This is a genomic window from Lacinutrix sp. (assembly GCF_037625555.1).
In the GTDB taxonomy this organism is placed as follows: domain Bacteria; phylum Bacteroidota; class Bacteroidia; order Flavobacteriales; family Flavobacteriaceae; genus Lacinutrix.
In genome coordinates this window covers 1-4,627 of record NZ_JASJHV010000086.1, presented here as the reverse complement: position 1 = coordinate 4,627, position 4,627 = coordinate 1, and the positions used below count along the sequence as shown (strand labels likewise).

Annotated in this window: 3 protein-coding genes and 2 pseudogenes; 2 read left to right on the top strand and 3 right to left on the bottom strand. The window is 33.1% G+C overall.

Annotation, left to right across the window (positions count from 1 at the left end):
• The 3 genes and pseudogenes from QNK89_RS07545 to QNK89_RS07535 all read right to left on the bottom strand — a co-directional run.
• Nucleotides 1-771, bottom strand: a pseudogene (locus tag QNK89_RS07545) (hypothetical protein); the annotation flags it as partial.
• A gap of 190 nt (nucleotides 772-961) precedes the next feature.
• Nucleotides 962-1,513 carry a hypothetical protein gene (locus tag QNK89_RS07540; protein ID WP_340170403.1) on the bottom strand — a complete coding sequence of 184 codons (552 nt, stop codon included), beginning with the start codon at nucleotides 1,511-1,513 and terminating at the stop codon, nucleotides 962-964.
• Nucleotides 1,514-1,675: 162 nt separating this feature from the next.
• Nucleotides 1,676-2,254, bottom strand: a complete 579-nt coding sequence (locus tag QNK89_RS07535) for a hypothetical protein (RefSeq protein WP_340170402.1) — start codon at nucleotides 2,252-2,254, stop codon at nucleotides 1,676-1,678.
• 331 nt (nucleotides 2,255-2,585) lie between these two features.
• Here QNK89_RS07535 and QNK89_RS07530 point away from each other — a divergent pair, with 331 nt between their 5' ends.
• A complete protein-coding gene (locus tag QNK89_RS07530; RefSeq protein ID WP_340170401.1) occupies nucleotides 2,586-4,136 on the top strand; it encodes an aldehyde dehydrogenase family protein in 1,551 nt (516 codons plus the stop codon).
• 213 nt (nucleotides 4,137-4,349) lie between these two features.
• Nucleotides 4,350-4,627 (top strand): annotated as a pseudogene (locus QNK89_RS07525) (flagellar motor protein MotB); the annotation flags it as partial.

The following is a 4,627-nucleotide window of genomic DNA, read 5'->3' as shown; positions in this document are numbered from 1 at the left end:
TCCTGCTCCAGTTGGTAAACCTGTTCCTTGAGTTTGTACTGCTATTTCCCAAGCTGTTTCTGTACCACCTAATGTCCATGATAAGTTAGCTGTTGTAGAAGTAGAACTAATAAAAGTTAAATTATCTGGGTTAGGACAAGTTACATCAAAAACTGTAATATCATCGAAAGCAACTCCTTCATCTTGAACAGAGCCATCTGAACCAAAAGCAAAACGTAACAATACATTTGATTGACCTGCTAGACCATCCAGTGAATGACTTGCGAGAACCCAACCGTTAGATCCAGTTCCATCACGACCTGTCCAACCTTCTTGTTGGCCTCCTGGAGCACCTCCAATTGTATTATCTGTATACCAATTACCAGGATCTCCTACAGCACCAACATTATTCCAAGTTGCTCCTCCATCTATTGAAGATTGTAATACTGTACCATCCCAACTAAATTCTGATTCCCACCAAATATTAAACGTTATCGCTGGCGCAGCTAAAGCTGAAAAGTCAAAAATAGGACTAGTAACAGAAGAAGCATCTACGTTATTATAATTTCCAGTTAAATTTGTAGCCCAAGAATTAGTTCCTGAAGCGGCACTATTTATAACACCAGCTGCTGGTGTTCCTAAAGCCCATGAACCATTGGTTGCGTTGTCTTCAATCCAGTCTCCTGCTCCTGCTTCAAAATCTTCAGAATAAGGATATACTGTGATTTGCGCATTGATATTTTGACTTAAAAATAAAGTCACAATTATCAAAAAAAGTGTAATTTTTTTCATCTTCGCTATTTTCAATTGGTTTTAAAAAGTTTTCTAAGCTAGAAAAAATAACAATCTTATTAAAACTAAGTTAAGGATTATAGATTAAATACATTTTTTATCGATTAATGGTTAGCAATAGACTTAATGTATATTTTTTTCGATAAAGTGCCTAATTGACTAACTCTTTTTTTTGGTTTTAGTTCGTGATTTATATGGTTCTTTTTATCTCGTTTCCAATCTCATCTACCGCTGTAATTATATGTTTTCCCTCTTTAGGAATAATTGCTAAGTATAGAATATCAGTAGTTTTGCCAATAAAATGCTTGTTTAAATACCAATAGATTATACTCTTAGGTTTTGAGTGTGCAATTTTTAAAACAAGGTCATTAATTTTACCATCTAAACCTTTTGGTAAAAAGATAATATTATTGTCTTTAGGGTAAATAAATTCCATATTAATTTCTTCTTTTCCTGTACAATCATTTCTAAATGAAGGTAAAGATTTGTAGAATGGGTTTTTAGATTTGTAGTAAAATTCCATTAGAGGAGGAAGAACAAACCACGAAGTATTTGAAATAGCGGTTAAGTTTTCGCAAGAAGTATTTACACGATAACTTTTTGAAGCATCCAAATGTACTAAAACATGATAAGGGCAAGGTTTTGTTTTAAGGCCACTATTTTGAACAAATTGCTCGATTTTGTTTTTGCAATTTGGTCCTGCTCTAAAACCACTTTCTTTACATATACTAATTTCAGTCATTTCGTCAAAAGGTTTTGAAAACTAATTGCTATTTGGTAGTAAATCGAACACATCAAAAAGTATAGGAGCAGCAGCCTGTACACCAACCAAACCAGGTCGTCCTTCTCCATCGGCATTACCAACCCATACGCCTACCACATAATCTTTTGTTGTACCAATTGCCTAAGCATCTCTAAAACCAAAACTTGTTCCAGTTTTCCACGCTATTTGTTTAGAATCGTCAAAAAACTCCCAATTTTCATCTCCTTCAGGTCTATTTACTTCTTTAAGGCTCTCGTATGTGAGATAAATTGAAGCTGCATCAAAGACTGTTTTTTCGGTTGACTTTTTTCCAAAATCGATGTTTTCTGAAGCAAAAAAAGTAGGCTCACAAAATTCGTTTGAAAAATATTCGCTTGAAGTCTCGTTATAGTGATTTAAAGTTGATGAAAAGTTTGCATAGCTTTTACACAAATCCCATAAATTGCTTTCTGCACCTCCAAGAATTAAAGATAAACCATAGTGGTTGGCATTATATTTTACATCTTTAAGCTCTAAGTATTTTAAATAATGATGAAACCTATCTAAACCAAAATCTTTAAGCATTCTAACAGCAGTAACATTTAAAGAGCGAGATAAGGCACGACTTGCAGATACAGCACCATCAAATTCTTTAGGGTAATTTTCTGGAACATAATTACTAAATTGTGTTGGTACATCTGCCACCAAGGTATTGGGTAATAAATCGCCAGCATCAAGCATCGCTGTATATAAAAATGGTTTTAAAATACTACCAGTACTTCTTGGCTTATCAGAATTACAATAGCAAAGTCATTTACTTTTTCAGAATTAGTATTCGAACTCAGATTTTCGCTAGTAATTTTTTCTAGATTACTATCTGAATTTGAGACAAGTTCTCCGCAGCTCAACATTATAAAAAATAGTGTAATTAAAGTGGCTGTTTTTTTCATCTTTAAGTTTGATTAGGGGTACATTAAAGTTACTATTTTTAAGAAAGCTATAACTTATAAAACACATATTTATTAGTATATTCGCATCAAAATTAAATAATTAGTAAAAAATAAAGATATATATGGCAATTTCAGCTGATTTCGGAATAAAAGAAGCCTTACAACAATTAGGTGTAAAAGATGTAAATAATGGAACATCTTCAGGTTCTAATAACTTTGGAAGTGGAGAAACTATTTCTTCATATTCTCCTACAGATGGTTCATTAATTGGAAAAGTTTCAACAACTACAAAAGCAGATTACGAAAAAGTAATGGATGCAGCAACGTCTGCATTTTTATCTTTTAGAACAATGCCTGCACCACAAAGAGGTGAAATTGTACGTCAGTTTGGTAATAAATTAAGAGAATTAAAAGAACCATTAGGTAAGCTTGTGTCTTACGAGATGGGAAAAAGTTTACAAGAAGGTTATGGTGAGGTTCAGGAAATGATTGACATCTGTGATTTCGCAGTTGGATTATCACGTTCTTTAAACGGACAAACCATTCCATCTGAGCGTCCAGGACACGTAATGAGAGAACAATGGCATTCACTAGGTGTTGTTGGTATTATTTCTGCATTTAATTTTCCAGTTGCTGTTTGGGCTTGGAATACAGCTTTAGCTTGGGTTTGTGGTGATGTTTGTGTATGGAAAGGATCTGAAAAAGCACCTTTATGTACAATTGCTTGTCAAAATATAATTGCTGAGGTTTTAAAAGAAAACAACTTACCAGAAGGTATTTCTTGTATCATTAATGGCGACTACAAAGTAGGCGAAATGATGACTACAGACCATAGAATGCCTTTAATATCTGCCACAGGTTCTACAAGAATGGGACGTATTGTTGGTGCAACAGTTGCAGAACGTTTTGGAAAAAGTTTATTAGAATTAGGAGGAAACAACGCTATTATTATCACACCAACTGCAGATTTAAAAGTAGTAGTACCTGGTGCTGTATTTGGAGCAGTTGGAACATGTGGACAACGTTGTACTTCAACAAGAAGATTAATTATTCACGAATCGGTTTACGATAAAGTAAGAGATGCTATTATTGGTGCTTATGGACAATTAACAATAGGTAATCCTTTAGATGAGAAAAACCATATTGGACCATTAATTGATAAAGACTCTGTAAACATTTATTTAGCAGCAATTGAAAAAGCAAAAGCTGAAGGTGGAAATGTATTAGTAGAAGGTGGTGTTTTAGAAGGTGAAGGTTACGAATCTGGATGCTACGTAAAACCAGCCATTATTGAAGCTGAAAATAGTTTCGAAATTGTACAGTCTGAAACTTTTGCACCAGTTTTATATTTAATTAAATACTCTGGAGGGGTTGAGAATGCTATAGGATTGCAAAATGGTGTTGCACAAGGCTTATCTTCTGCAATTATGACTAACGAATTAAAAGAGGCTGAAAAGTTTTTATCCTTCGCAGGAAGTGATTGTGGAATTGCAAATGTAAACATTGGAACATCTGGTGCCGAAATAGGTGGTGCTTTTGGAGGAGAAAAAGAAACAGGTGGTGGACGTGAGTCTGGATCTGATGCTTGGAAAATTTACATGAGAAGACAAACAAATACAGTAAACTATTCGGATGAATTGCCTTTAGCTCAAGGAATAAAATTTGACCTATAATTAACGATTAATATATATTAAAAAACTATTTATAGGTATTGTTCTATTATAAAGACAAACTATTTGATAATTTTTTAACTCTTTTATGTTTTATTTTTTAAATAAAGTTAATATTTAACTGATTTTTAATAACTTAAGAGCACTAACTTAAAAATCAATTTTATAATGAGTAAAAAACCAGTTATCTTCTTGGTATTTTGCTAACCATTATTTTTGGGACCATTCTCTATTTTTTTTTGCTGTAAGCCATGTTTAGAAGCAGCAAATAATGAAGCTGAAACCAAAAGTATAGCTGTAGAACCAGAAGCCGCAACCAAAAACATGTTTTCGATTATAGATTCGAAAAGCAGTTTAAAGTTTAATGCAAATGAAAACTTAAATTTTAAAGGATCAACTTTTTCTATTTTAGAACCAGTATTTGGAGGTTTAAAATTGGAAATAGCAAGATTAGCAACATACCTAAGCGATAACCCTAACAAAACAGTTGATAT